This window comes from Pantoea sp. RIT-PI-b (assembly GCF_001187905.1).
GTDB lineage: Bacteria > Pseudomonadota > Gammaproteobacteria > Enterobacterales > Enterobacteriaceae > Pantoea > Pantoea nemavictus.
The window spans coordinates 415,146-440,637 of sequence record NZ_LGIS01000012.1 but is presented as its reverse complement, the minus strand read 5'-3'; the positions used below and the strand labels follow the sequence as shown (position 1 = coordinate 440,637).

Here is a 25,492-nt window from a genome sequence, read left to right as displayed (position 1 = left end):
TATGTGCTCGTTGACCCGGTCGGCATGAATGCCGACCCTACAAAATCAGTGAAGCATAACACGTAGGGTCAGCATTCATGCTGACCGGGCCAAAGAGCGCAACAACCTTACTTATAAATAATCAAACTGCGCATCCTGGGTACGCACAGAATCCAGACCAATCATCACGTTGATTTTGCCTGGCTCAGCTACCTGCTGCATCTTCTGGTTCCAGAACTTCAGCGCATCCACATCGATCTTAAACTTCACCGTCTGCGATTCGCCGGCTTTCAGCATGATGCGCTGGAAGCCGCGCAGCTCCTGCACCGGACGGCTAATGCTGGCGACCGGATCGTTGAGATACAGCTGCACCACGGTAGCTCCGTCGCGTTTACCGGTATTGGTCACGGTCACCGATGCATCCACCGAACCGTTACGCGGCATGGTGCGTGATGACATCCTCACCGGCGACACGCTGAACGTGGTATAGCTCAGGCCGTAACCAAACGGATAGAGCGGGCCGTTGATCGCATCATAGTAGTGTGAAGTGTACTTGTTCGGTTTGGCGAAGTTGTACGGACGGCCGGTTGGCAGATGGTTGTAGTAAATCGGAATCTGGCCAACTGAACGCGGGAAGGAGACCGGCAGTTTGCCCGATGGATTATAATCACCAAACAGCACATCGGCGATGGCATTACCGCCCTCGGTGCCGCTGAACCAGGTTTCCAGCATCGCATCGGCCTGCTGATCTTCCTTCACCACCGTTAGCGGACGGCCATTCATCAGCACGATCACCAACGGTTTGCCGGTGGCCTTCAGCGCGTCCAGCAGTTTCTGCTGACTTTGCGGAATCGACAGTTCACTGCGGCTGGAAGCTTCATGCGCCATGCCCTGCGCTTCACCCACTGCGGCAACCACCACGTCGGCTTTTTTCGCCTGCGCCACCGCTTCATCAATCAGCTCCTGCGGCGAACGTTTATCCACGCTTACCGCTTGCTCATACAGATTAAGGAAGTCCTGAACGCCCTTGTTATCACTGATGTTGGCGCCTTTGGCATACAGCACCGTGCCTTTACCCGCCATCGCGCTGCGCACGCCTTGCAGCAGCGGAATAGATTGTTTCGCCACGCCTGCCGCAGACCAGCTGCCCATAATGTCGCGCTGGCTATCGGCCAGCGGCCCGACCAGCGCCACGGTGGCGTCTTTCTTCAGCGGCAGCGTTTCATGCCAGTTTTTCAGCAGGACGATGCTTTTGCGCGCCACGTCGCGCGCTTCGGCACGGTGCAGACGGCTTTCCGCGTTGGTGTCCTGCGGATCGCTCTCTTTCGGCCCTAAATGGCTGTAGGGATCGTTGAACAGGCCCATGTCATATTTGACGTTCAGCACATGGCGCGCGGCATCATCGACTTCCGCCATGCTTACCGCGCCGCTTTTCACCAGCCCCGGCAGATATTTGCTGTAGTACTCGTCGCTCATGCTCATGTCGACGCCCGATTTCACCGCAATGCGCACCGCATCCTGCGGATCGCTGGCCACGCCGTGTTTTAGCAGCTCTTTAATCGCGCCGTGATCGCTGATGGTGATGCCTTTGAACTTCCAGTCGCCGCGCAGCACCTCTTTCAGCAGCCAGCCATCCGCCGTGGCCGGTGTACCATTCAGCGAGTTGAGCGCCACCATCACGCCGCCGCTGCCGGCATCAAGCGAGGCTTTATACGGTGGCAGATAATCCTGGAACAGCCGCTGCGGGCTCATGTCGACGGTGTTGTAATCGCGTCCACCCTCGACCGCACCGTATGCCGCGAAGTGTTTCACGCTGGTCATGATCGAGAAACGATCCGCCGCGCTTTTACCCTGCATGGCTTTCACCATGGTGCTGCCCATTTGCGAGGTCAGGAACGTGTCTTCGCCAAAGCCTTCAGAGAAACGGCCCCAGCGCGGTTCACGTGACACATCGACCATCGGTGCCCACGTCATGTTTAAACCGTCATCCGCCGCTTCATAGGCCGATACGCGGCCCACCTGTGCGATAGCATCAAGATCCCAGCTGGCCGCCAGGCCGAGCGGAATCGGGAAGATAGTGCGCTGACCGTGTACTACGTCGTAGGCAAAAAACAGCGGGATTTTCAGGCGGCTGAGTTCCATCACCTGATCCTGCATGGCGCGAATATCCTGGCGCGTCACGGTGTTAAAGATCGCCCCAACCTGACCGTGCTGAATCATGTCGCGAACCGCCGATTTCGGCGTATCCGGCCCTACGCTGATCAAACGCATCTGCCCGATTTTTTCATCAAGGGTCATTTTGCTGAGCAGCTGATTCACAAAGGCGTCACGCGCCTGTTCGGTCATTGGATGTGGGCCAAACAGGTCGTCCGCGAAAGCGGGCTGCATGGCTAAGGAGACAGCGAGGCTAACAGAGTAAATCCATTTCATCAGGTCGGGTTCTCTTAAGTGACTGCGCAATATCGAAATAACCGGGGCAGTTTGCCACAAGATGAGGATAGCAGGTAGCCGCCAATGTCACACCGCGACCCTGCCGCTGACGCGTGCTACAGTTGAAGCGCCATGTTAAAGACAAGGATAGGCCAATGAATAACAACACTTCGCACCCTACTCTGCTCGCCGAACTGCGTCGTCTGCTGGGTTCGTCGAACCTGTTAACCGATGCGGAACAGACCGCACGCTACCGCAAAGGTTTTCGCTCGGGTGAAGGCGAGGCGCTGGCGGTGATTTTCCCCGGCTCGCTGCTGGAGCTATGGCGTGCGTTGCAAGCGCTGGTGAGCGCGGATGCGATCATTTTGATGCAGGCCGCCAATACCGGTCTGACGGAAGGTTCCACGCCAAACGGCAACGATTACGATCGTCCGGTGGTGATCATCAGCACCCTGCGGCTGGATAAGTTGCAGCTAATTGATGGCGGCAAGCAGATCCTTGCCTTCCCCGGCAGCACGCTGTATCAGCTGGAAAAAGCGCTCAAACCGCTGGGTCGCGAGCCCCATTCGGTGATCGGTTCTTCCTGTATTGGCGCCTCGGTGATGGGCGGCATCTGTAATAACTCGGGTGGATCGCTAATCAAACGTGGGCCGGCCTATAGCGAAATGGCGCTGTTTGCACAAATTGATGCCAGCGGCAAACTCAAGCTGGTGAATCACCTCGGTATCGATCTCGGTCATTCGCCGGAAGAGATGCTGGGCCGGCTGGATGACGATCGCTGGCAGCAAAACGATGTACGCTGGGATGAGCGCCACGCCTCCGATCATGATTACGCCGAGCGCGTGCGTGAGATCAATGCCGATACTCCGGCACGCTTCAACGCCGATGAACGTCGCCTGTTTGAAGCCTCTGGCTGCGCCGGCAAGCTGGCGGTGTTCGCCGTACGTCTGGATACCTTCCCCACCGAACCCCAGCAGCAGGTGTTCTATATCGGCACCAACAATCCGGCAGAGCTGGGCGATATTCGCCGTCATATTCTGGCAGAATTCAAGCATCTGCCGGTGGCGGGCGAATATATGCATCGCGACATTTTCGACATCGCCGAAGTGTACGGTAAAGATACCTTTGTGATGATCGACAAACTCGGCACCGACAAAATGCCGCTGTTTTTCACTCTGAAAGGACGCGTTGATGCCTGGCTGAGCAAACTGAGCTGGGTGAAACCGCATCTTACCGATCGCCTGTTGCAGCGCGTCAGTGGCTGGTTACCGGCGCATCTGCCCAAACGTCTTAAGCAGTATCGCGATAAATATGAGCATCACCTGATGCTGAAGATGTCCGGTGACGGCGTCGCCGAAGCGCAGGCGTATCTGACTGAATACTTCCGCGAAGGTGGCGGCGCCTTCTTTGCCTGCGACGCCCAGGAGGGAGCGCACGCGTTTCTGCATCGCTTTGCCGCTGCCGGTGCTGCCGTGCGCTATCACGCGGTGCATGCTGACGAAGTGGAAGATATTCTGGCGCTGGATATTGCGCTACGCCGAAATGATGAGGAGTGGTTTGAGCGTCTGCCGGCCGAGTTCGATAAGGACTTAAGCCATCGCCTCTATTACGGCCACTTCTTCTGTCACGTGTTCCATCAGGATTACATCGTGAAGAAAGGCGTGGATGCGCATGCGCTGAAGGAGAAGATGCTGGCGATTTTAGCCGCACGCGGTGCCGAGTATCCGGCAGAGCATAACGTTGGTCATCTTTATCAGGCGAAACCGCAGCTGCAGGCGTTTTATCAGCAGTTGGATCCCACCAATAGTTTCAATCCGGGAATCGGTAAAACCAGTAAGCAGAAGGGCTGGGCGGTAAAGGTTTGAGGGTGTGCGGTTGTTGAAAAGGTGGCCATGAATGGCCACCTTTCTCCAATCTGTAGCGGCGCAATTTATTGCGCGGGTTTGCTCAAAGGCGCGCGATAAATCGCGCCGCTACAAAATGTGCGTCAACGTGATTAAGGCAGTTGCTCGCCCTGCTGCTCTTGCGCAGCCGCCGCCAGGGCGCGGCGTTCAATAATCATGGTCTGCGGCGTTGACAGCATAATGCCCTCTTTGCGCAGACGCGTCAGAATATCGAATAGCAAATCACTCTTGGCACCGGAAATCTGACGCTGACCGGCGACGTTGCCGGTGACGCTCAGCACGATACCCGCTGGCGTCAGATCTTTGAACGACACCGACGGCTCTGGCGTCTCCAGAATGCGCTCGTTCTCCTGATAAACCTCCAGCAGAATTTCACGCACTTTTACCGGATCAATATCCAGCGGGAAGGTCAGCTGAATGGTCACCACGCCCTGCGCATTGCCCATGGTGGCGTTACGCACATTCTGCGAGATAAATTGCGAGTTCGGCACAATCACCGTGGATTTGTCGCCCAGCTGAATCTCGGTAGCGCGTACGTTGATGCGGCGAATGTCGCCTTCGATACCGCTGATGCTCACCAGATCGCCCACCTTCACCGGACGCTCGGTCAGCAGAATCAAGCCGGAGATGAAGTTCTTCACAATCTCCTGCAAGCCGAAACCGATACCGACCGATAAGGCGCTGACAATCCACGCCAGTTTGTTCCACTGCAGGCCCATGATCGACAGCGTCAGCAGAATTACCAGCACGTAACCAATGTTGCTGAACAACGTCACCAGCGACACACGCATGCCGACGTCCATGGTGGTTTTCGGCAGGAAATCTTTGTCCAGCCAGCGACGCACCGAACGCAGCACGTAAATCCCCACCACCAGACACAGAATCGCATTGACCATGTGCGCCGGTACAATGTTCAGTGACTCCAGTCCTTTGCCGCCCCAGAATTCAATCACCTTCTGAATCAGCTCAATCGGCGTTGAGGAGGCGAAGGTGCCGTTGAGCAGCGCCAGCGCCAGAATAGCAATCAGCAAGGTTTTACCCAGCGCGCTCAGCAGCGTCGCCGCCTGCTGCAAATGGCGCTCATCAATATTCAGTGAGCTTTGCAGGCGCTTGCCGGTGGCATTGCTGGTGGAGAACAGGCTTTCACAGCCATCCTGCACCAGATGGCTGAGGAAGTAGAACGAGCCAAACAGAATGCCGCACCAAATCACCTCATAGCTGAGGAAGCGTGCCAGCGTGACATAACCGATGATCAGCGAGATCAAAATGGCCAGCGCGGTAAGCATCAGCGCCAGCTGCACCAGACCCACAATCGTCGAGCGCGCTTCTGGCTGATGGCCTTCCTGCACCATGCGGCGACGTACACGGTTCACGCGCATGCTGATGGCGAGGCCGGTGCAGCCAATCAGCAGCGCGGTCAGGCCGTTGGCAAAAATAGTGGTATTCAGGCTGGTGCCGACGCTGTAGTTAAAGGCTTCAACCGTCTGGAACACAAACACCAGCGCCGCGGTAAAGGGCGGGAACGGCTTCAGCGCCTGCGCCACTTCATTGGAGATGGCGGGCAAACGCCAGCTTGGTCGACGCGTTGACAAAAAGGCCCGACCTAAGCCGGCAATCAGTCCGCAGTAGACGCTGAGCTGCACCAAACGGTCGACAAAATCCTGCACGTCGCCGGAGACCTCATCGCGGCGCGTAAAGGCCTGCGCAAGAAAGTGGAAGGTTAACACCACTGCCGCAAGCGTGGTCAGGGCGATGGTGGCGGCCAGGAAGCTACGACGTAAACGCCCTTCCGGCATTTTGTTAATACTCACCCACGCCAGAAACTCTTCGCCGTAGCGACGGCCGATCGTCATCACCAGCATCGCCGCTACCAGCCAGGCGATGGTGCCAAAGCGCCAGCCCGACTCCCACGACAGCGCCGCGGTGTCTTGCAATTCATCACGAAAGTCGCTGATCTTCTCGCCGTCGAGATCCTGGCTGCTAAATACCGGCGCCCAGAAGCGCGGGCCGAAGATACTACCGGAGTTGAGCGCCAGCTGGCTTTTTAGCTGGTCACGACGCAGGTTAACGATCTGCGATGACAGCACCAGCGCCCCGTTTTTGATGCCGTCAGCCTGCTTGATTTGATCGTCCAGCTTGCCTTTTTGGTTCTCCAGCGCCGCACGTTTGCGCGTCACTTCCGGCGTCTCTTTCACGCCGCTATCGGCTTTGGGCGCCGGGCCGAGCACCGCCAGCTGGGCATCCAGCTGCTGGCGCTGCGGGATTAACGCCTGCCCCAGCGTTTCGGCATTGCCGGAGAGCTCCAGCGCCATCTCGTTCAGCTGGTTAAGCTGGCTCTCATTGGTATCGCCCGAGACCTGACCTTTAATTTTGTCGAGTATTTTCTGCATCTTAGGCAGCTCGACCGACGCGTTAACTTTGGGCGCAGCGTCCTCTTGCTGATCGGCTGCCGCGCTGTCGTCGGCAAAACTCAGTGCCGGGGTTAACAGCACCAGCAGCAGTAAAAATGGCGTAAGTAAGGAACGGAACTTGAACATGTTTAATAAGATTCCAGCGTAATAACAGCCGATAAACGCACGTGTGCAGGTGAATGGCGGCTAGTTTAAGACGTTGCCGACACTGAAACTATAGGAATGAAGGTGTAAAACATTGGCGCTAACGATAAGCGTTTTTGCAGGTGCCCGAAAGCACCTGCGGGAGAATTATTCGTTATTGGCGGTGAGGCCCGACTTCTGCTTTTTGTACGCCAGCGCAGCGGCCGGAACCGGTGCCGCTTTGCCGGTTTCCAGCCAGTCGCGCAGGCGATTAGCATCGGCAAAATGGGTGTATTTACCAAAAGCATCCAGTACCACCAGCGCCACCGGACGGTTGTTGATCACCGTGCGCATCACCAGACAATGCCCGGCTTCATCGGTATAACCGGTTTTGGTGAGCTGAATACGCCAGTCGTTTTTGTACACCAGATGGTTGGTGTTGCGGAACGGCAGCGCGTAATTCGGATGCTTAAATACCGCGGTGTCCTCTTTGGTGGTACTCAACTCGCCAATCAGCGGGTACTGGCGCGTGGCTTTCACCAGCTTAACCAGATCTTCCGCACTGGAAACGTTCTGAATCGACAAACCGGTTGGCTCCACATAACGCGTGTGCGTCATGCCCAGCGCACGCGCTTTGGCGTTCATTGCGCGGATAAACGCATCGTAACCGCCGGGATAGTGGTGCGCCAGGCTGGCAGCCGCACGGTTTTCCGATGACATCAGCGCCAGCAGCAGCATATTGCGGCGACTGATTTCGCTATTCAGTTTGACGCGGGAGAATACGCCGCGCATTTCAGCGGTATGGCTGATATCTACCGACAGCATCTCATCCATCGGCAATTTGGCATCCAGCACCACCATCGCCGTCATCACCTTGGTAAGTGAAGCAATCGGACGTACGCGGTTAGGATGGCTGGAAAACAGGACTTTGTTGTTTTCCAAATCGACAATCATGGCACTGCCGGAGGCGATTTGCGGTTGGGCAATCGGCGCCAGGTTTGAGAGCGCCGCCGGCGCAGCGAGCGCGGGCGTCACAGCAGCCGGCGCGGCGACAAACAGCGCCAGCGACAGCAGGGAAATACGCATTTTTGCAGACATCGTGTCAAAAAAATCCGGTAAGGAGTTTTGCGCTGTGTTAAGACACAGGCCGCCCGCAACAAACCAGACGGGATGCGGGCTGGCTGCGATATCATACGCACTTCCCTGAGAAATTTCTTAACGAGATTGTTTCCGGGCGTTAAAAAGGTCGCCATGAATGGCGACCCCACGGAAGAGGTGTTGTAAGGTCGCCATTCATGGCGACCAGGCTACCACTAAAACAACCTTGGACCATAGCCCCACAGAATTACCGTCAGCGCCAGCAGCACCTCAAACACCAGCACGCCAATCGCCAATGTTGAACCGGAGAAACGCAGGCTCTCATCGCGGTCGATACTCAGGAACACCGGAATGCCGACATACAGCAGATAACCGGTGTATACCAGTGCGATCGCGCCCACCAGCACACACAGCCACACTAATGGATAGAGCGCCACTAGCCCGCTGAGAAACAGCGGTGTCGCCACATAGCCGGCAAACACCGTACAGCGCTGCAGACTTGGGCGCTGCGGGTAATTACGCGCCATCCAGTGGATCACGCGGCCCATCACCGCCACGCCGCCGAGAATAATCAGATAGAACAGAATGCCCAGACCGATACCGGTCAGCATGTTGAGTTGTACGAACTGCCCTTCGCCCAGATTCCAGCCCAGCTGCGTCGTGCCAATGAAGGCGCAGATCACAGGGATCGCCGCCATGAGCAAAACATGGTGGGTGTAGTGGTGCGAAACGCTCTCATTTTCCTGTTTGATATCGCGCATTTCCTGACCCGGATGCGCCAGTAAACCCCAGACATGATTCATACGTTTACTCCTCTAATGCCATGGGCTGCCCCTAAAGCAAAAGACCTCATCAACGCAGGCAGCGTCTCTCAAGTATAATCGTCGCCGCCATTTTTGCGGGGAGCCACGCAAATTAAGCCGTTGGTATACACTAATAGCGATTTCAATCTTGGCAGGGAGGATAATTTGCATCTCGATATCAATGGATTAATTAGCCAGTATGGCTATCTGGCGCTGCTGATTGGCTGTATTGCCGAAGGGGAAACGTTCACGCTGCTGGGCGGTGTTGCGGCACATGAGGGATTATTGCACTTTAGCGGTGTGGTGCTGGCGGCGATGATCGGCGGCATTATTGGCGATCAGCTGCTGTTTTGGCTGGGACGTCGTTATGGCACGCGCATTTTGCGGCGCTTCAGTAAACATCAGGAAACCATCGGCAAAGCCAAGCGCCTGATTCAAAAGCATCCGAGCTTATTCGTGATAGGCGTGCGCTTTATGTATGGCTTCCGTATTGTGGGGCCGATCATCATTGGCACCAGCCGCCTGAAACCGCTGCGCTTTTTCATTCTGAATGTGATTGGTGCGGCGCTATGGGCGCTGATTTTTGTTTCGCTCGGCTACTTTGCCGGACAGATTGTCGCGCCGTGGCTGCATAAAATCGATCAGCATCTCAAGCCGGTATTGTGGCTGGCGGCGGCGGGGGTTTTCGGCATCGTGCTGCGCTACATTATTCGCCACTGGAACCACCGCCGCGCCGGTTAACTATGCGTGATAACCTTTAAACTGCGGATTCGCCAGCATAAAACCACCGTCGACAATAAACGATTGTCCGGTGGTATAGGTTGCCCACTCCGAACAGAGCCACGCCACTAAACTCGCCACTTCACGCGTATCGCCGGGACGCCCAATCGGGATTTCCGGCATACGACGCCCTTGCTGGTCATCTTTCATATCATTCATCGCCGTGGCAATCGCGCCCGGCGCCACCGCATTCACCAGAATATGGTGCGGCAGTAAGCTCAGCGCCATTGATTTAGTCAAGCCACCCAGTGCATGCTTCGCGGCGGTATAGGCGGTGGCATCCGGCAGCGGCGTATGCTCGTGCACCGAGGTGATGTTGATGATGCGTCCACCATCGCCCTGGTCGACCATATGGCGCGCAGCAATCTGCCCGCAGACAAACGCACCATCGACATCCACATCAAACACCTTGCGCCAATCCTCAAAGGTGACATCGAGAAAATCGGCTTTGGTCATCACACCGGCGTTATTGACCAGCACGTCGATACGTCCGAGCGAATTAATCAGCTGCGCCAGCTGCTGGCCACCGGCTTGCGGGTCGGAGAGATCGAGCTGCCGCACCTGCGCCAGCTGGCCACGGCTCTCCACCATGCGTGCGGTTTCCTGTGCGCCCTCTTCATCCGAGCGCCAGGTGATCCCCAGCGTATAACCCGCTTCTGCCAGCATCACGGCACAGCTGCGGCCAATGCCGGAATCGGAAGCGGTAACCACGGCGACTTTCTGTTTTCCTGAAGGCATAACATTCTCCTGATTGAGGGTGTCTTTACAGTATAGAAGTTATCCTTCTGTGCCTCCGAGCCGCCGAAACTGCCGTTTCGTCTATAGTTAACAATTACATACGGCAAAGGGGGCAAGATGAGCGAGATTAAACGCAGAATAGACGACCACGGAGTGATTGGTGATTTACGCACCTGCGCATTGATCGCCAACGACGGCACCATCGACTACCTTTGCTGGCCGGAGCTGGATAGCCCATCGGTTTTCGCCGCGCTGCTCGACAGCGATGAAGCCGGACTTTTTTCTATCGCGCCTGACTGGAAACATGCCCGCCAGCAGCAACTCTACTTGCCCGATACCAATATTTTGCAAACCCGCTGGCTCGACGATTCAGGTGTAGCCGAGATTACCGATTACATGCCGATCTGCGATGAACACAACAAAGCGCCGCGTTTGGTGCGCCGCGTGAAAATGGTGCGCGGCACAGCGAAGTTTCATCTGCTGTGCGCACCGCGCCATGACTATGCGCGCGCGGAAACCACCACCGAACTGCGACCCGGTGGCATCGCCTTCCTTGCCGCCGGTCAACCGAGCTTGCGCCTGAGCGCCACGGTGGTGATGACGCGCGAAAATCACAGCGCGGTGGCGGAATTCACCCTTAAAGCCGGTGAATCGGCCGAGTTTGTTTTTGGCAACGATGACGATCCCCACGTGGCCGAGATCGCCACCGAACAGTGTTTCCGCGACACGCTCGCGTACTGGCGCCGCTGGAGCAGCCACAGCTCCTATCGCGGCCGCTGGCAGGAGATGGTGACGCGTTCCGCGCTGGCGCTCAAGCTGCTGACCTCCCATCAGCACGGTTCCATTGCCGCCGCCGCCACCTTTGGCTTGCCGGAGGAGCTGGGCGGCGAGCGCAACTGGGATTATCGCGCCTCGTGGATCCGTGATGCCTCATTCAGCATGTACGCGCTGATGCGCCTCGGTTACACCGAAGAAGCGCGCGACTTTACCAAATGGGTCGGCCGCTGCGTCGAACACAGCCACGACGATACGCCGCATCTGCAGGTGATGTATCGCCTTGATAGCGGCACCGAGCTACACGAAACCGAGTTGCTGAATCTGTCCGGCTATGCCAATTCACGCCCGGTGCGCATCGGCAATGACGCCTGGCGCCAGACCCAACTCGATATCTACGGCGAGCTAATGGATGCCATCTACCTCGCCAACAAATATGGCGAAGCGATTTCGCATCGCGGCTGGAAGTACGTCTCCGATATGATCGACTACGTCTGCGTGAACTGGAATCAGCCCGATGCCGGGATTTGGGAGATGCGCGGCGAACCGGAGCATTTTCTGCATTCGCGTTTGATGTGCTGGGTGGCGCTCGATCGTGCACTGCGCCTCGGTTTGAAGCGCTCGCTACCGATGCCGTACGATCGCTGGGATCGGGTGCGCAGCGAGATTCGCGATGATATCTGGCAAAATTTCTGGAACCCCGAACTGGGCCATTTCACCGCCACGCGTGGTGGAGATTTCCTTGATGCATCGATGCTACTGATGCCGCTGGTGCGCTTTGTCAGCTCGACCGATCCTGACTGGATCTCCACGCTGGACGCGATAAAAACGCACCTGGTGAGCGACGGTTTAGTGCGACGCTATAACATTCACGAGACGCCTGCCGATGCTTTAAAAGGAGGAGAAGGCTCGTTTGCCGCCTGCTCATTCTGGTACGTGGAGTGCCTGGCGCGTGCCGGGCGGGTAAGCGAAGCGCATTTTGAGTTTGAAAAGCTGCTGAGCTATGCCAATCCGCTCGGCTTGTATGCGGAGGAATTTACCCCGCACGGCAATGCCTTGGGCAACATGCCGCAGGCGTTAACGCATCTGGCGTTAATCAGTGCCGCTTTTTTCCTCAATCGTAAATTGAGTAATGAAGTTACCCTGTGGCAGCCCTAAAAATTCACATTTTGGGCTACGGATCCAAGAGAATTGTCTGGTAAAGACAAGGATTTGCGTAAAGTTTCCGCAGCAAGCAAAAATCCTGATTTCCATCACTGTGCCAATGCACATATAATGCGCAGCGGGTCATACTGACCACGATGGATTCGACACACTGACAAGCCTGAAACATGGCCATAACGACTTGAAAAACATGAAAATGAGCATTCGCGCGTTCGCTTCACTCGCCCTCGCACTGGCGGCGTTCAGCCAGTCGGCATTTGCAGTTGTGTATCCGCTGCCGCCGGCTAACAGCCGTCTGATCGGCGAAAATATCGAAATCACTGTTCCTGATGACAGCAAACTTCCGCTGGAAGCCTTTGCCGCACAGTATCAGATGGGTCTCAGCAACATGCTGGAAGCCAATCCGGGCGTTGACGTTTATCTGCCGAAAGCTGGCACTAAAATGATCATCCCTCAGCAGCTGATTCTGCCTGACGCGCCGCGTGAAGGTATCATCATCAACAGTGCTGAAATGCGTCTTTATTACTACCCGAAAGGCACTAAGACCGTGGTTGTGCTGCCAATCGGCATCGGCGAGTTGGGTAAAGACACGCCAATGAACTGGACCACCAAGGTTGAGCGTAAGAAAGATGGCCCGACCTGGACGCCAACCAAAGCGATGCATGCCGAATATGCCGCACGCGGCGAGAGCATCCCCGCCGTGTTCCCCGCCGGTCCTGATAACCCGATGGGTCTGCACGCGCTGTATATCGGCCGTCTGTATGCGATCCACGGCACCAACGCCAACTTCGGTATTGGTCTGCGCGTGAGCCACGGCTGTGTGCGTCTGCGTTCTGATGACATTAAATGGCTGTTCGACAACGTGCCAGTTGGCACGCGCGTCCAGTTCATCGACCAGCCGGTGAAAGCCACGGTTGAGCCAGATGGTTCGCGCTATGTGGAAGTTCACAACCCTCTGTCGACCACGGAAGAGCAGTTCAACTCACGTGAATTGGTGCCAATCAACCTGACTTCTGCCGTGACCAAAGTGATTGCCGATGCCAGCACTAACCAGGATGCCGTGAACAACGCTATCCAGGCGCGTAACGGTATGCCGATCAAAATTAACGGTCCAGCCGGCGACGTTCAGCCAGCACCGGTGCCGGTACAGGAATCTTCTGACGCCTTGCCGAAAGAAGAGCCAATGACGCCGCAGGGTATCAATGGTGCAGCGCCAGCTGCTCAGCCGGCTACCAGCCTGTAAGTCTGTTTTGAGATGTAATAAGCCAGCCTGCGGGCTGGCTTTTTTGTGCGTGCGATAAGCCTGGTCGCCATAAATGGCTAATGCTAATCAGTTACTTTCGTTTGTACGGAGCGAATTTCGTTCGCCATCGGCTGGGGTAGTTTCAGCTATGCCGTGCGGCGACCGAGAAGAGGGCGTCTAGGCCACGCCCTCTTCACTCCCCGGCCCTGCGCCAGCCCATCCCGCCGCTTCGCGGTGCCTTCACTCCTTCACGATTCCTGACGGACCGGCGACGATTCGCTCCTGCTCAGCGCCGCCTCTCGCCGCATCCCTGCGGCTCGCCCTGGAATCCCTCACTCGCTCAGCGGGTTTGGATGTCGCCTCAACACCCGCGCTGCAGCATCAATGCCTATTCCTGAATTATCATCGCTGGAACGCCTGTAGGGTCGCCATTCATGGCGACCAGGTAACCCACAATCTTCAGCCAGCAAAATTTCAAACCAGATGCGGTAATGACAGGCGATGGTGTTGGGCGCTATCCGCAGCGCCGAGCGCAGAGTGACGGCCAGGATGAGCCGACACGACGTCGGCGAAAGCGCGGCATGAGCCAGGGATGGCGAATCCGCGCGGTCCGTCAGGCCGGAGTGATAAGCGAGGGAACAGCGAGGACGGCGCAGGCGCGGATTGCTAAGGTCCGCGCCTTCGGACCTTAGCCCGGCCGCCGGCTTCACTCATTCTGAAACTGCCGGATGCTTAGCGGGCGGAACCCCTGCGATGCCAATTCACTGCTTGACGCGTGCTAAGCGCTCAATCACGCGGTCGCCGAAATGCCAGCCAGCCCGCCACCAGCGTAAATGCCAGCACCACCAGCACCAGCAGCAGAAAGCCATGCGGATTATTGGCCAGCGGAATGCCGCCAACGTTCATACCAAAAAAGCCTGCCACGATATTGATCGGCAGCGCCAGCACGGTAATCACCGTCAGTAAAAACAGCGTGCGGTTGCTCTGTTCCATCAGGCGCGCGGCAATCTCCTCCTGCAGCAGGCGAATGCGCTCCATCAAACTGGCCAAATCATTCAGCGCCACGCTGAACTCTTCGGTGAAAATACGCAGCTCACCCAGCGGTTCGCGCTTCAGCCATTTAGGCGGTCGATTCAGCAGACGAAACAGCGCCGCCGGTTCCGGCGCCAGCAGGCGCTGCACGCGCAGCAACATGCGGCGCAGCTGCCCCAGTTCACGGCGATTGGTTTTGATCGCCGCACTGAGCAAACGCTCTTCAATCGCATCCACCGCCTGGCTGGAGCGACGCACCACCTGCTCGAGCTGGGCTTCCTGCTCACCGAGCAGCCACAACAGCATCGCGTCAGAGTCGGCAAACTGCAGGCGGTCGATCTGCTGATGCATGCGTTCGATCATGCCAACCGGGCGAAAACGTGCGGTCACCACCACATGCGGGCAGCACCACATCCACAGCGTGGCGTTCTGCGTGCTGCGCTCCTCTTTGCTGAAGGTGACGTCATTGAGCACCGCCAGCAGCGCGTCGTTTTGATGCGCCAAACGGGTGCGCGGTGAAGCCGAATGTATCTCATCGAAAAAGTCGTGGTCTACGCCAAAGTGGTCCTGAACCCAGCGTTCAGCGCGCGCGTGATTAAGGTTGATGTGCAGCCAGATAAAGTATGACGCTGGCAGCTGTTGCTGCGCCAGCTGAGCGGCTTCGCGCGCATTCAGTCGCTGTGGCGGCGACTCGGGCGTAAACAGATAACCATGAATCAGTCCGGCCACTTCGTTATTGAAGTCCGGCAGCGAGGCAAGCGGTAAAACGGGCTGGAGCATAGCAGCAGGTTATTCCAGAGCGGTCAGATCCACAGCGTGCGACAGGGATGTTGCAGCAAGATGACACCGTTCGTTCGCCATCATCATTCTGTCATACAAACCCCGTATCACACTGGAAGTCAAAGGGTGCCGTTCGAGCATCGTGATTTAACACCGAGGTGTTTTATGGCTGAAAACAGTTTACCTGCATCAACCTCCTCGTCCCACAGCGGACGCCCGAACCTTAACCGCGGCAACGGTCCGGCTTCACGTCTGATCTTTGTCCTACTGCTGATTGCCGGCCTGCTGTATGCCGGCATCAATCTGTTTAATGACGTTGAAGAGACCGGCGCACCGGTCACCAGCTATACGCCGTTCCTGCTGCTTGGCGTCGCGCTGATCATCGCGCTCGGCTTTGAGTTTGTGAACGGTTTCCACGATACCGCCAACGCCGTCGCTACGGTGATTTATACCCATTCGCTGTCACCCGGCGTGGCGGTGATGTGGTCGGGTTTCTGCAACTTTCTTGGCGTGCTGCTTTCCAGCGGCGTGGTGGCATTTGGCATTATCTCGCTGCTGCCAGTCGAGCTGATTCTGCAAGCGGGCAGCGGCCACGGCTTTGCCATGGTTTACGCCCTGCTGTTCTCGGCAATTATCTGGAACCTGGGCACCTGGTATTTTGGCTTGCCGGCTTCGTCATCCCATACGCTGATCGGTTCGATCATCGGCGTGGGCGTGGCGAACGCCTTGCTGCATGGCCGCAGCGGCACCAGCGGGGTCGATTGGGATCAGGCGATTAAAGTGGGCTACGCGCTGCTGCTGTCGCCGGTGGTCGGCTTTATCTGCGCCGGGTTGCTGCTGCTGGCGATGAAAGCGTTTATCCGCAATCGCCAACTGTATGAAGCACCCAAAGGCAATCAGCCACCGCCGGTATGGATTCGCGGTTTGCTGATTCTCACTTGCACCGGCGTCTCGTTTGCGCACGGCTCGAATGACGGGCAGAAAGGCATGGGCTTAATCATGCTGATTCTGGTCGGCACCATGCCGATTGCCTACGCCCTGAACCGCTCGCTGCCGCCGGAGCAAATTCCACGCGTCGCCGCCTTAACGCAGGTAACCGAACAGCAACTGCTGACGCTGCAACCGGCGCCCGCCGCGATGCCCGCCCCGCGCGGGGTACTGACCGAATTCGTGCGCACCAGTCAAAACCGTCCGCAGGTACTGCCCGCGCTCGGCATGATGCTGGGCGATATCGGTGAGCAGATTCGCCGCTATGGCGCGGTGGAGAACATCCCGGCGCAGGCGGTGACCAACACGCGCAACGACATGTATCTGGCCTCCGAAACCATTAAGCATCTACAAACGGCCAAGGTCGCGCTGCCGGAAGAGACCGCGCGCAACCTGGCGGCGGTGAAGAAAGAGCTGGATGCTGCCACGCGCTTTATCCCGATGTGGGTGAAAGTGGTGGTGGCGATTGCGCTGGGCCTCGGCACCATGGTCGGCTGGCGCCGCATTGTGGTAACCGTGGGTGAGCGCATTGGCAAAACCCACCTGACCTACGCGCAGGGTGCCAGCGCCGAGCTGGTGGCGATGGCCACCATCGGCGCGGCCGACGCGTTTGGCCTGCCGGTCTCCACCACCCATGTGCTCTCTTCGGGCGTCGCCGGATCAATGGCCGCCAACCGTTCAGGCCTGCAACTCTCGACCCTCCGCAATCTGGCGATGGCATGGGTGCTGACGCTGCCGGTTTCAGTTTTACTTTCGGGGCTGCTTTACGCCCTGTTTATCCACCTGTAATGGGAGAAAATGATGGCGACACACGACAACAGCTTCCACAGCGAGACCTTTAACCAGCGTCTGCTGCAGGAGTTTTATGACAGCTACGACGAAGAGCTGGAGATGGAGCTGGATGACCTGCGTTTTAACGATAGCGCTGCGCCACAGGACGATAGCGACAAGGCGTTCCGTCGCCGCTATTTCCGCGAACTGCTGCATCTGCAGGGCGAGCTGGTGAAGCTGCAGGATTGGGTGATGCGTACCGGTCATCGCGTGGTGATTCTGTTTGAAGGCCGCGATGCGGCGGGCAAAGGCGGCGTGATCAAACGTATCACCCAGCGCCTCAATCCGCGTACCTGCCGCGTGGCCGCCCTGCCCGCGCCGAACGATCGTGAAAAAACCCAATGGTATTTTCAGCGCTATATCGCCCACCTGCCCGCCGCCGGTGAGATCGTGATGTTTGACCGCAGCTGGTACAACCGTGCGGGCGTTGAGCGCGTAATGGGATTCTGCAACGAAGATGAAGTGGAAGAGTTTTACCGCAGCGTGCCCGAGTTCGAAAAAATGCTGACGCGCAGCGGCATTCAGATCATCAAATATTGGTTCTCCATTACCGATGAAGAGCAGGAGCTGCGCTTCCTTAGCCGCATCCACGATCCGCTTAAACAGTGGAAGCTGAGCCCGATGGATCTCGAAAGCCGTCGCCGCTGGGAAGATTACACCGAGGCGAAAGAGGAGATGCTGGAGCGCACCAACATTGCCGAAGCGCCGTGGTGGGTGGTACAGGGCGTGGATAAGAAGCGCGCACGCCTCAACTGCATCAGCCATCTGCTGCAGCAAATGCCGTACGAAGAGAGTGAAGCCAAACCGATTATGTTACCGACGCGCGAACGTTCTGAAGACTATCGTCGCGCGCCGGTACCCGAGCACATGGTGGTGCCCGAAAAATATTAATGACTCGTTTGTACGGCTGCCTGGCGGCCGTGCTGCAGTTGCAGACGCAGCGTCAACGCAAACGCCCCCAGCACCATCAGCGCCGCCGCCAGATAGACCGACTGCATGCCCCAATGTCCAATCAATAAACCCGCTACCGGCCCGGTTAATCCCAACCCTAAATCGAGAAAGGCTGAATAGGTGCCGAGCGCCGAACCTTGATCCTGCTGCTGCACCCGCTTCACCGCTTCGACGCCGAGCGCCGGGAACACCAGCGAGAAGCCGCCGCCGGTGAGGAATGCCCCTAAATCTACCAACCACACGCTATCGGCTTGCCAAATCAGCAGTAATCCGGCGCACTCCAGCACGAACGACACCAGCGCCACTTTCAGGCCGCCAAAACGGGTGATGTAGCGACCAAAACCGAGACGCACGATCACAAAACCGAGGCTAAACAAGGTGAGCGCGAACGCCGCGCCGCTCCAGTCGCGACTGGCAAAATAGAGAGTGATAAAGGTGGAGATGACGCCGAAACCGATGGTGCCAAAGCCCAGCGCCAGACCAAACATCCACACGCGGCTGACCACGCGATGAAACGGAATACGCACGCCCGCGGTGACGTTAACGCCCGCTTTGCGACTCGCCATCCAGAAACCGGCAATGCCCATGATCGCCACCAAACCGGCAAAGCCGCTGATGCCGAACCACTGATTAAGCAGCACGCCGAGCGGCGCACCGATCGCCATGGCGAAATAGGTGGCAACGCCGTTCCACGAGATGACGCGCGCGGTTTGCAGCGGGCCGACAATATTCATCCCCCACAACGTGGAGCCGGTGCTGCTGAAGCTTTCGCCCACGCCGAGGAACAGCCGCCCCGCCGCCAGCAGCGCCAGGCTCAGCATCGGCACATCGCTGCACAGGGCGGCGATAATCGACAACACGCCGCTCATACCGCAGAACACCAATCCCATCATCACCACGCGCTTTGGACCAAAGCGATCCGCCAGACGACCGGAGTGCGGGCGACTGAGTAGCGTGGCGAAGTATTGCAGACTGATGATCAATCCGGCGATGAATGAGCTGAATCCAAGCTGGTTATGCACAAATCCCGGCAGCACCGCGAGCGGCAAACCCACCGAAAGGTAGCAAAAGAAGGTGAAGACAATGACGGAGAGAATACGTTTATTTAACTGAGCGTTACTCAGTACAGCGGCGTCAGACATGGAAGGTGGCGTCGGGAACGGTGGCGAAATTGAGTCGTCACTATAACCTTAGCCTGCTAATAGATCGCGGATTTTTTAGTTATAAAGTTTTAATCAGGTTCAGGAAATAATGAACACACATTTCGTAGCGGCGCGATTTATCGCGCAATAAATTGCGCCGCTACGAAATGTGCATAATGTGAGTTAAACGGCAATTGCCGACGCATGCCGCTCAATCGCCGTGGCGATCTCGGCGGAGACTTTGAGGGTGCGGACTTCACTGAATAAGCCATCGGCTTCGTGATAGGCTTTACGCAGATAACCCAGCCACTGCTTGATGCGTGCCACGTGATACATGCCGGTATCGCCCTGCTTCTCCAGCTGGGTGTACTTCAGCAGCAAAGCGACCACGTCAGGCCATGCCATCGGCGCTTCGTTGTACTTCACCACGCGCGCCAGATTCGGCACGTTGAGCGCACCGCGTCCAATCATCACCGCGTCACAGCCGGTAATGCGCATGCAATCCTGTGCGTCCTGCCAGTTCCAGATTTCACCGTTGGCAATCACCGGAATGCGCAGACGCTGGCGAATTTCGCCAATCGCCTGCCAGTTAATACTTTCGGCGCGATAGCCATCTTCTTTGGTTCGACCGTGCACCACTAACTCACTGGCACCGGCTTGCTGCACGGCATCGGCGATTTCAAAGCGACGATCGCCGGAATCCCAGCCTAAGCGCACCTTCACCGTCACCGGCAGATGATCCGGCACCGCTTCACGCATCGCTTTCGCACCGCGATAGATCAGTTCGGGATCTTTCAACAAGGTGGCGCCGCCGCCGCTGCCGTTCACCAGCTTCGACGGACAACCGCAGTTGAGGTCAACGCCCCAGGAACCGAGTTCCACCGCGCGCGCGGCGTTCTCCGCCAGCCACTCAGGATATTGCCCAAGCAGTTGCATACGAACGCGCGTGCCTGACGGCGTGCGGCTGTGGTTATGCAGCTCAGGACACAAACGATAGAAGGATTTTACCGGCAGCAGCTGATCGACCACGCGCAAAAACTCGGTCACGCATAAGTCATAATCATTCACCCCAGAGAGCAGCTCACGCACCAGCGAATCGAGCACGCCCTCCATCGGCGCCAGCAAAACCCTCATAGCGTTAGGCGTTCCCGGTTTTCTTCGGTGCCGGACGACGACGACCGCTGTTCACCGCTGGCGCAGCCTGGCTCGCGCCCTGCGCTGGACGACGCGCTGAACGCGCTTCACCCTGCGGACGTGGCGCATTGCCGCTGTGCGGACGCGAGACGTTGCCGCCCTGACCGCGACCCTGGCCTTGACCACGTCCCTGGCCCTGACCACGACCGCCGCCCTGCTGCTGACGACCGTTCTGAATCGGCTCGGCTTTGATGCTTGGATCGACTTCGAAACCTGGCAGCTCGATACGCGGGATTTCACGCTTCAGCAGACGCTCGATATCGCGCAGCAGTTTGTGTTCATCCACGCACACCAGCGACAGTGCAGCGCCGGTAGCGGCTGCACGACCGGTACGACCGATACGGTGCACATAGTCTTCCGCCACGTTCGGCAGCTCGTAGTTCACTACGTGCGGCAGCTCTTCGATGTCGAGGCCGCGCGCCGCGATGTCGGTTGCCACCAACACGCGAATGCCGCCGGATTTGAAGTCAGCCAATGCGCGGGTACGTGCACCCTGGCTCTTGTTACCGTGGATAGCGGCGGCGGTAATGCCGTCTTTATTCAGCTGCTCAGCCAGGTGGTTGGCGCCGTGTTTGGTACGGGTGAACACCAGCACTTGCTGCCAGTTATCACGACCAATCATCAGCGACAGCAGTTCCCGCTTGCGCTTCTTATCAACAAAATGGACCTGTTGTGAAACCTGCTCAGACGCGGTGTTGCGACGCGCCACTTCAACCTGCTCTGGGTTGGTGAGCAGTTTTTCCGCCAGGGTTTTGATCTCGTCAGAGAAAGTCGCGGAGAACAGCAGGTTCTGACGCTTGGCGGGCAGACGTGCCAGCACGCGACGGATGTCGTGAATGAAGCCCATATCGAGCATACGATCCGCTTCATCCAGCACGAGGATTTCGACCTGCGACAGATCGACCGCATTCTGATGCGCCAGATCGAGCAGACGGCCCGGTGTCGCCACCAGCACGTCAACGCCGCCGCGCAGTTTCATCATCTGCGGGTTGATGCTCACGCCGCCGAAAACCACCAGCGAACGGATATCCAGATATTGGCTGTATTCGCGCACGTTCTCGCCAACCTGAGCCGCCAGTTCGCGGGTCGGGGTGAGAATCAACGCACGTACCGGACGACGGCCACGCGCCGTGGACGGTTTCGCCGTGAGACGCTGCAGCAACGGCAGCGTAAAGCCGGCGGTTTTACCCGTACCGGTTTGGGCGCTCGCCAGCAGGTCACGACCAGCCAGCACCACAGGAATCGCCTGACGCTGAATCGGCGTCGGCTCTTGGTAGCCTTGTTCTGCTACCGCACGCAAAATATCGGCACTTAAGCCGAGAGAGTCAAATGACATGCAGGTGTATTACTCCGAACCGTCCTGACCGCCGTTAGCGGTGTAGTTTTCAGGAGGGATATGACGCAAGCGCGGGGCTCACGTGTGAAAAGGGCACAAACTACCATGCGTAAGGGCGCGAGTTTAGCAGCTTTCCGCGTTGACAGCATCCATAAAAAAAGGAGCCGCATGCGGCTCCTCTTCGTCTGGTCCGCATCGCTGCGGACATCAATCGATCAACTGCGCTTCTTCTCGATGCGCTGCACCGGCTCTTTTGCCAGCAGCGAAACCAGCGCCGGTCCGACTAACATCACCACGCCGAGGATACCAATCAGCAGGTTGTTGTGGATAAAGCGGGAGATCAGGAACAGCGTTAACATCGCTGCGCCAAAGTAGTAAGTGGTGGTCACCTCTTCGAGGGAATCACCCATTCTACGTAAACGGGCACTACGCTGCATGACCAGCATGGTAATAAATACCACCGCATAAGCTGCCACCAGGGTACTGCTCACTTCAACCAGCGCCCTATGTTTCCAGCCCCAAACCAATGCGGCAATCACCAACAGGTGCATTGCAATGTGCAAACAGGTTTGTCCGGTAACAATCTGAACACGATTAGACCATTTCATTCTCTTCTCCTGGCAGACCCAACAGGTCGCCCAAGTGTATCTGGCTGGAGGCCAGACGAACGCCCTCAATGTAAAGCAAATTTCGGATTACGCCCTAATTTTCTGCCCTTAACACCCTTCATTTGTGACAAAGACTACACTTTGTGCTGTTGATGATGAAAAGGAGCGCGTCGCAGTATGCCACAAAATAAGCAAGGATTTTCATTTAAAGTCCTGACGATCAATACCCACAAGGGGTTCACCAGCTTTAATCGTCGCTTTATCCTGCCGGAATTGCGCGACGCTGTCCGCGCAACATCAGCGGATATTGTCTTCCTGCAAGAGGTGATGGGCACCCACGCTATCCATTCGCTGCACATCGAAAACTGGCCGGAAACCTCACATTATGAGTTTCTGGCCGATACCATGTGGGACGATTTTGCCTATGGCCGAAACGCCGTTTATCCCGAGGGACACCATGGGAACGCGATATTGTCACGTTTCCCGATTATTGAATATGAAAACCGCGACATTTCTGTCGCCGGAACAGAGAAACGCGGCATGTTGCACTGCCAAATCCGTCTGCCGGATCGTGCCGAGCCGCTGCATGTGTTTTGCGTGCATCTGGGGTTGAAAGAGAAGCATCGTCAGGCGCAGATGAAGATGATGTGCGACATCATTGATGCGCTGCCACCGGATGCGCCGCTGGTGGTAGCCGGTGATTTTAACGACTGGCAGGTGCGCGCGAATCGTTTTCTCAAGCGTGCTGCTGGGCTGGAAGAAGTGTTCAGCATGAAAAACGGCCGCCCCGCTCGCACCTTTCCGGCCCGTTTCCCCCTGCTCAGGCTCGATCGTATCTACATCCGTAACGCTACGGTGAGCAAGCCCTGGGCGTTACCGGTGAAACCCTGGTCCCACCTGTCCGATCACGCGCCGTTAGCGGTGGAGATTTTCTTATGAGTTTTAGTTGGCGCGACGGTAATCAGCTCCGTCTGTTAGAAAATGGTGACCAATTTTTTCCGCGCGTTTTAGGCGCTATTCAGCGGGCCGAGCGCACGCTGCTGCTGGAAACCTTTATCCTGTTCGAGGATGAAGTCGGTACCGATCTGCATGAAGCCTTGCTGCAGGCAGCCCAGCGCGGCGTGAAAATTGAAGTGATGGTGGATGGCTACGGCTCACCGGATTTGTCGGACAGGTTTGTCGATAGCCTGACGGCGGCGGGTGTGCGCTTTATCTATTACGATCCCCGTCCGCTGGTGCTCGGCATGCGAACCAATGTGTTCCGCCGCCTGCATCGCAAAATTGTGGTGATCGATGAGGTGATCGCCTTCGTGGGTGGCATTAACTTCTCTGCCGAACACAACACCGATTACGGCGCGCAGTCCAAGCAGGATTATGCGGTGGAAGTGAAAGGTCCAGTGGTGCTGGATATCACGCAATATGTTCAGCAGCAGATGGGCAGCGAACAGCACACGCGGCGCTGGTGGGGCGGGCGATCGCATCGTCCGGCGGTCAACGCCATGCCTGGCGAGGCGCAGGTGCTATTTGTCTATCGCGATAACGATGAGCACCGCGACGATATCGAGCAGCATTATCTCGCCATGCTGCGCAAGGCGAAGAAGGATGTGATTATTGCCAACGCCTACTTCTTCCCGGGCTATCGCCTGCTGCGTGAGATGCGCAGCGCGGCCCAACGCGGCGTGCGCGTCAGGCTGATTGTGCAAGGCGAACCCGACATGCCGATCGTTAAAGTGGGCGCTGAGCTGCTGTACAACTACCTGGTCGATGGCGGCGTAGAGGTGTATGAATATTGCCGCCGCCCGCTGCACGGTAAAATCGCGGTGCAAGATGAACAGTGGTCAACGGTGGGATCGAGTAACCTCGATCCACTGAGCTTATCGCTCAACCTGGAAGCGAATTTGATGGTTCACGATCGCGCTTTCAATCAGACGTTGCGTGAAAATCTTGAACTGCTGTTGCAACACGATTGCGTGCGGGTAGACGATGACAAGCTGCCGCCGCGCAACTGGTGGCAGCTCACTAAAGGCATCATTGTGTTCCACTTTTTACGCCACTTTCCGGCCATCGCCGGTTGGCTGCCTGCACATACGCCGCGCCTGTCACAGGTTGCTCCGCCCGTCCAACCCGAAATGGAAACGCAGGATCGGGTCGAAACTGAGAATCCAGGAGCAAAACCCTAATGTCGAAAAAGAATCCGCGCTGGCAACTGGCGAAGAAAATCCTCACCTGGCTGTTTTTTATCGCGGTAATTGTGCTGCTGGTGGTCTATGCGCGCAAGGTGAACTGGGAAGATGTTTACACCGTCATCGTCGGCTACAACCGTTACGTGGTGCTCAGCGCTGCCGCGCTGGTGGTGGTGAGTTATCTGACCTACGGATTGTACGATTTGATTGGCCGCGCCTACTGCGGCCATAAGCTGGCAAAGCGTCAGGTAATGCTGGTGTCGTTTATCTGCTATGCCTTCAACCTGACGCTCAGTACCTGGGTTGGCGGCGTGGCAATGCGCTATCGACTTTATTCCCGGCTTGGCTTACCCGGCAACACCATCACGCGCATCTTCTCGTTGAGCATCGCCACCAACTGGCTTGGCTACATTTTACTGGCCGGCGTGGTATTTTCGGCCGGCATGGTGCCAATCCCTTCCGGTTGGTTCATTGGTGAAACCACGCTGCGCATCATTGGTGCGGCGTTATTGGTGGTAGTCGCCATCTATTTGTGGGCCTGTGCTTTCTCGAAGAAGCGGCGCTGGACGGTGAAAGGCCAGCATCTGCAGCTGCCTTCACTGCGCATGGCGCTGTTCCAGTTTGCGGTATCCTGCGCCAACTGGATGGTGATGGGGATGATTATCTGGCTGCTGCTGGCGCGCCAGGTGGATTACCCCATCGTGCTGGGCGTGCTGTTAATCAGCAGCATCGCCGGGGTGATAATTCATATTCCGGCCGGAATTGGCGTGCTCGAAGCGGTTTTCCTGGCGCTGCTGAGTGGGCAACATGCTTCTCACGGCACCATTATCGCGGCGCTGCTGGCCTATCGCGTGCTCTATTTCATCCTCCCCTTGCTGGTGGCGCTGGTGCTCTATTTGTGGCTGGAGAGTCGCGCGAAGCATTTGCGGCAGAAGAATGAGCAGAAGATGGAGAAATCGGTTTCGCGCTGAGTGGGTGCGGATTTCCCCTCACCCTAACCC

Annotated in this window: 19 protein-coding genes; 9 read left to right on the top strand and 10 right to left on the bottom strand. The window is 57.2% G+C overall.

All coding sequences use genetic code 11. The features are described 5' to 3' along the window. Window positions 1-111: 111 nt before the first annotated feature. Window positions 112-2,409, bottom strand: coding sequence for a beta-glucosidase BglX (gene bglX / locus AC790_RS03795; RefSeq protein ID WP_049850949.1), 2,298 nt, complete (start codon window positions 2,407-2,409; stop codon window positions 112-114). A gap of 155 nt (window positions 2,410-2,564) precedes the next feature. On the opposite strand from bglX, the gene dld reads away from it, so the two are divergent. Beyond that, complete coding sequence (gene dld, locus AC790_RS03790; protein WP_049850948.1) at window positions 2,565-4,274, top strand: D-lactate dehydrogenase; 1,710 nt, start codon at window positions 2,565-2,567, stop codon at window positions 4,272-4,274. Between the two features lie 131 nt (window positions 4,275-4,405). Here dld and AC790_RS03785 read toward each other — a convergent pair whose 3' ends face one another. From AC790_RS03785 to AC790_RS03775, 3 genes are all read right to left on the bottom strand, one after another. Continuing rightward, window positions 4,406-6,850 (bottom strand): DUF3772 domain-containing protein, encoded by a 2,445-nt coding sequence (locus AC790_RS03785; RefSeq protein ID WP_049850947.1) that lies wholly within the window; start codon window positions 6,848-6,850, stop codon window positions 4,406-4,408. A gap of 165 nt (window positions 6,851-7,015) precedes the next feature. Beyond that, window positions 7,016-7,945 carry a D-alanyl-D-alanine endopeptidase gene (pbpG, locus tag AC790_RS03780; RefSeq protein WP_007887852.1) on the bottom strand — a complete coding sequence of 310 codons (930 nt, stop codon included), beginning with the start codon at window positions 7,943-7,945 and terminating at the stop codon, window positions 7,016-7,018. 215 nt (window positions 7,946-8,160) lie between these two features. Further along, window positions 8,161-8,748, bottom strand: a complete 588-nt coding sequence (locus AC790_RS03775; protein ID WP_007887853.1) for a Yip1 family protein — start codon at window positions 8,746-8,748, stop codon at window positions 8,161-8,163. A 165-nt stretch (window positions 8,749-8,913) separates the two neighbouring features. On the opposite strand from AC790_RS03775, the gene AC790_RS03770 reads away from it, so the two are divergent. Beyond that, window positions 8,914-9,489, top strand: coding sequence for a DedA family protein (locus tag AC790_RS03770; RefSeq protein WP_049850946.1), 576 nt, complete (start codon window positions 8,914-8,916; stop codon window positions 9,487-9,489). On the opposite strand, the gene AC790_RS03765 is transcribed toward AC790_RS03770, so the two are convergent. After that, window positions 9,490-10,266, bottom strand: coding sequence for an SDR family oxidoreductase (locus tag AC790_RS03765; protein WP_007887857.1), 777 nt, complete (start codon window positions 10,264-10,266; stop codon window positions 9,490-9,492). Between the two features lie 117 nt (window positions 10,267-10,383). On the opposite strand from AC790_RS03765, the gene AC790_RS03760 reads away from it, so the two are divergent. Then, entirely contained in the window at window positions 10,384-12,198 is a 1,815-nt protein-coding gene (locus tag AC790_RS03760) for a glycoside hydrolase family 15 protein (protein WP_007887860.1), read from the top strand. A gap of 196 nt (window positions 12,199-12,394) precedes the next feature. After that, complete coding sequence (locus AC790_RS03755) at window positions 12,395-13,447, top strand: L,D-transpeptidase family protein (protein ID WP_049850945.1); 1,053 nt, start codon at window positions 12,395-12,397, stop codon at window positions 13,445-13,447. Window positions 13,448-14,233: 786 nt separating this feature from the next. Here the strand turns inward: AC790_RS03755 and AC790_RS03750 are convergent. Continuing rightward, window positions 14,234-15,259, bottom strand: coding sequence for a transporter (locus tag AC790_RS03750; RefSeq protein ID WP_049850944.1), 1,026 nt, complete (start codon window positions 15,257-15,259; stop codon window positions 14,234-14,236). Window positions 15,260-15,424: 165 nt separating this feature from the next. Here AC790_RS03750 and AC790_RS03745 point away from each other — a divergent pair, with 165 nt between their 5' ends. Both AC790_RS03745 and ppk2 read left to right on the top strand, forming a co-directional pair. After that, window positions 15,425-17,035, top strand: coding sequence for an inorganic phosphate transporter (locus AC790_RS03745; protein ID WP_049850943.1), 1,611 nt, complete (start codon window positions 15,425-15,427; stop codon window positions 17,033-17,035). A 12-nt stretch (window positions 17,036-17,047) separates the two neighbouring features. Continuing rightward, window positions 17,048-17,968 (top strand): polyphosphate kinase 2, encoded by a 921-nt coding sequence (gene ppk2, locus AC790_RS03740; protein WP_007890587.1) that lies wholly within the window; start codon window positions 17,048-17,050, stop codon window positions 17,966-17,968. On the opposite strand, the gene AC790_RS03735 is transcribed toward ppk2, so the two are convergent. From AC790_RS03735 to AC790_RS03720, 4 genes are all read right to left on the bottom strand, one after another. Further along, window positions 17,965-19,170: an MFS transporter gene (locus AC790_RS03735; RefSeq protein WP_049850942.1), complete on the bottom strand. Its 1,206-nt coding sequence runs from the start codon at window positions 19,168-19,170 to the stop codon at window positions 17,965-17,967. The two genes, ppk2 and AC790_RS03735, sit on opposite strands and share 4 nt — an antisense overlap. A 183-nt stretch (window positions 19,171-19,353) precedes the next feature. Beyond that, window positions 19,354-20,304 (bottom strand): tRNA dihydrouridine(16) synthase DusC, encoded by a 951-nt coding sequence (gene dusC, locus AC790_RS03730; RefSeq protein WP_049850941.1) that lies wholly within the window; start codon window positions 20,302-20,304, stop codon window positions 19,354-19,356. A 4-nt stretch (window positions 20,305-20,308) separates the two neighbouring features. Next, a complete protein-coding gene (gene rhlE / locus AC790_RS03725; protein ID WP_049850940.1) occupies window positions 20,309-21,700 on the bottom strand; it encodes an ATP-dependent RNA helicase RhlE in 1,392 nt (463 codons plus the stop codon). 215 nt (window positions 21,701-21,915) lie between these two features. Next, window positions 21,916-22,308, bottom strand: coding sequence for a YbhQ family protein (locus tag AC790_RS03720; RefSeq protein ID WP_007890591.1), 393 nt, complete (start codon window positions 22,306-22,308; stop codon window positions 21,916-21,918). Between the two features lie 177 nt (window positions 22,309-22,485). On the opposite strand from AC790_RS03720, the gene AC790_RS03715 reads away from it, so the two are divergent. From AC790_RS03715 to AC790_RS03705, 3 genes are read left to right on the top strand one after another with little or no spacing between them, the layout of a single operon-like run. Then, window positions 22,486-23,247, top strand: coding sequence for an endonuclease/exonuclease/phosphatase family protein (locus AC790_RS03715; protein ID WP_007890592.1), 762 nt, complete (start codon window positions 22,486-22,488; stop codon window positions 23,245-23,247). Beyond that, window positions 23,244-24,488: a cardiolipin synthase ClsB gene (gene clsB / locus AC790_RS03710; protein WP_049850939.1), complete on the top strand. Its 1,245-nt coding sequence runs from the start codon at window positions 23,244-23,246 to the stop codon at window positions 24,486-24,488. Before AC790_RS03715 ends, clsB begins: the two co-directional genes overlap by 4 nt. Further along, entirely contained in the window at window positions 24,488-25,462 is a 975-nt protein-coding gene (locus AC790_RS03705; protein WP_007890594.1) for a lysylphosphatidylglycerol synthase domain-containing protein, read from the top strand. Before clsB ends, AC790_RS03705 begins: the two co-directional genes overlap by 1 nt. The last annotated feature ends 30 nt before the right edge of the window (window positions 25,463-25,492 follow it).